The 1497-nt window shown below is 68.7% G+C and carries 2 protein-coding genes; one reads left to right on the top strand and one right to left on the bottom strand.

The window, feature by feature from the left end; translation table 11 throughout:
• Positions 1 to 17: 17 nt before the first annotated feature.
• Positions 18 to 1250: an RNA-guided endonuclease InsQ/TnpB family protein gene (locus DLJ47_RS10040; RefSeq protein ID WP_109899777.1), complete on the bottom strand. Its 1233-nt coding sequence runs from the start codon at positions 1248 to 1250 to the stop codon at positions 18 to 20.
• A gap of 34 nt (positions 1251 to 1284) precedes the next feature.
• On the opposite strand from DLJ47_RS10040, the gene DLJ47_RS10035 reads away from it, so the two are divergent.
• Positions 1285 to 1455 carry a type II toxin-antitoxin system Phd/YefM family antitoxin gene (locus DLJ47_RS10035; protein WP_233257753.1) on the top strand — a complete coding sequence of 57 codons (171 nt, stop codon included), beginning with the start codon at positions 1285 to 1287 and terminating at the stop codon, positions 1453 to 1455.
• Positions 1456 to 1497: the final 42 nt, after the last annotated feature.

The raw sequence follows: 1497 nt of genomic DNA, 5'->3' as shown, positions 1-1497 counted from the left end.
TTGACGATCTCCCCGTCCTAGAGGACGGGGATTCCCTCCGCGCTGCGCGCGGAACACGCTGCGCCTGGGTGGATTACCGCTTCGTTGCGCGCTGCCGGCACTCGTGCCGGTCTTATGTGCGCTCCACGGTCGTTTAGGCTCTCGGCGCGTCCCGCCGCGAGTACGTTCATTGCCGCGTTGACGTCCCGGTCGTGGGTCGACCCGCAGGGGCAGTCCCACGCTCGGACATTGAGCGCCAACTTGTCGTTGAGCCGGCCGCAGTCCGAGCACCTCTTCGTGCTGGGGAAGTACCGGTCTGCTCTGCCGAAGGTGCGCCCGTACCGGGCAGCCTTGTACTCCAGCATGCCGACGAACGACGCCCAGCCGGCGTCGTGGACGGACTTGGCCAGCCGGGTCCGGCCGAGGCCGGCGACGCACAGGTCCTCGACGTATACCGCTTGGTTCTCGCGGATGACCTGCGTCGAGAGCTTGTGCTGCCAGTCCCGCCGGGTATCGGCTACCCGGGCGTGCGCCCGAGCGACCTTCACGACGGCCTTCTTACGGTTCCGGCTGCCCCGCTGCTTGCGGGACAAGTCCTGTTGCAGCCGCCTCAGCTTGCGAGCGGCCCGGCGCAGGAACTTCGGCGCGGCGATCTTCGTGCCGTCCGAGAGCACCGCGAAGTGCGTCAGGCCCAGGTCGATGCCGACCGCGGTGTCCAGTTCGGGCAGCGGGGTGTTCGTGGTCTGCACGACGAACGACGCGAAGTGCCGCCCGGCTGCGTCCTGGATGATCGTGACCGAGGTCGGTGCGGACGGGAGCCGGCGCGACCAGACCACCCGCAGATCGCCGATCTTCGGCAGGCGCAGCCGGCCGTTGCCGAGCACCTTGAACCGGGAGTTCTTCGTGAACCGGATGGCCTGCCGGTTGTCCTTGCGGGACCGGAACCGCGGCGGGGCCACCCGCCTACCCGTGCGCTTGCCAGACAGGCAGGCGAAGAAGTTCCGGTAGGCGGTGTTCAGGTCCGCGAGGGCCTGTTGCAGGACGACCGCCGAGACCTCGCCCAGCCAGGCGCGGGCCTGCGTCTTCTTCGCCTCCGTGATGACCCGCCGGGACAACTCCGCGTCCGAGACGTACGGCAAGCCCTGCTCATGGGCGTCCTGCCGGGCGCGCAGCCCGTCGTTGAACACCACCCGCGCGCACCCGAACGCCTTCGCCAGCTCGGTCTGCTGGCCCGGCGTCGGGTACACGCGGAAGTTGTAACGGAGCTGCACGTACTACAGTGTACGACAATGTACGATGTGCGCCATGACCGACACGAACGAGATCAGCGTGGCTGACCTGCGGAAGAACCTGGCCGAGGTCCTCAACGACGCCGCCGTGCAGAGCAAGACCTTCTACGTGACCCGCAACGGTCGCCGGATCGCCGCCATCGTGCCGGTGCCCCTGGCCGAGCAGAGCGAGCGGGCGCAAGCCTAAAGGCACCGCCCGCGCCTTGGCGGCCCTCCCAGCGCGGGCCTT

The sequence above is a fragment of the Micromonospora sp. S4605 genome (assembly GCF_003176715.1).
Lineage (GTDB): Bacteria > Actinomycetota > Actinomycetes > Mycobacteriales > Micromonosporaceae > Micromonospora > Micromonospora echinaurantiaca.
Note: the sequence above shows the minus strand (reverse complement) of the source record. Positions and strands in the feature narration are given on the sequence as shown.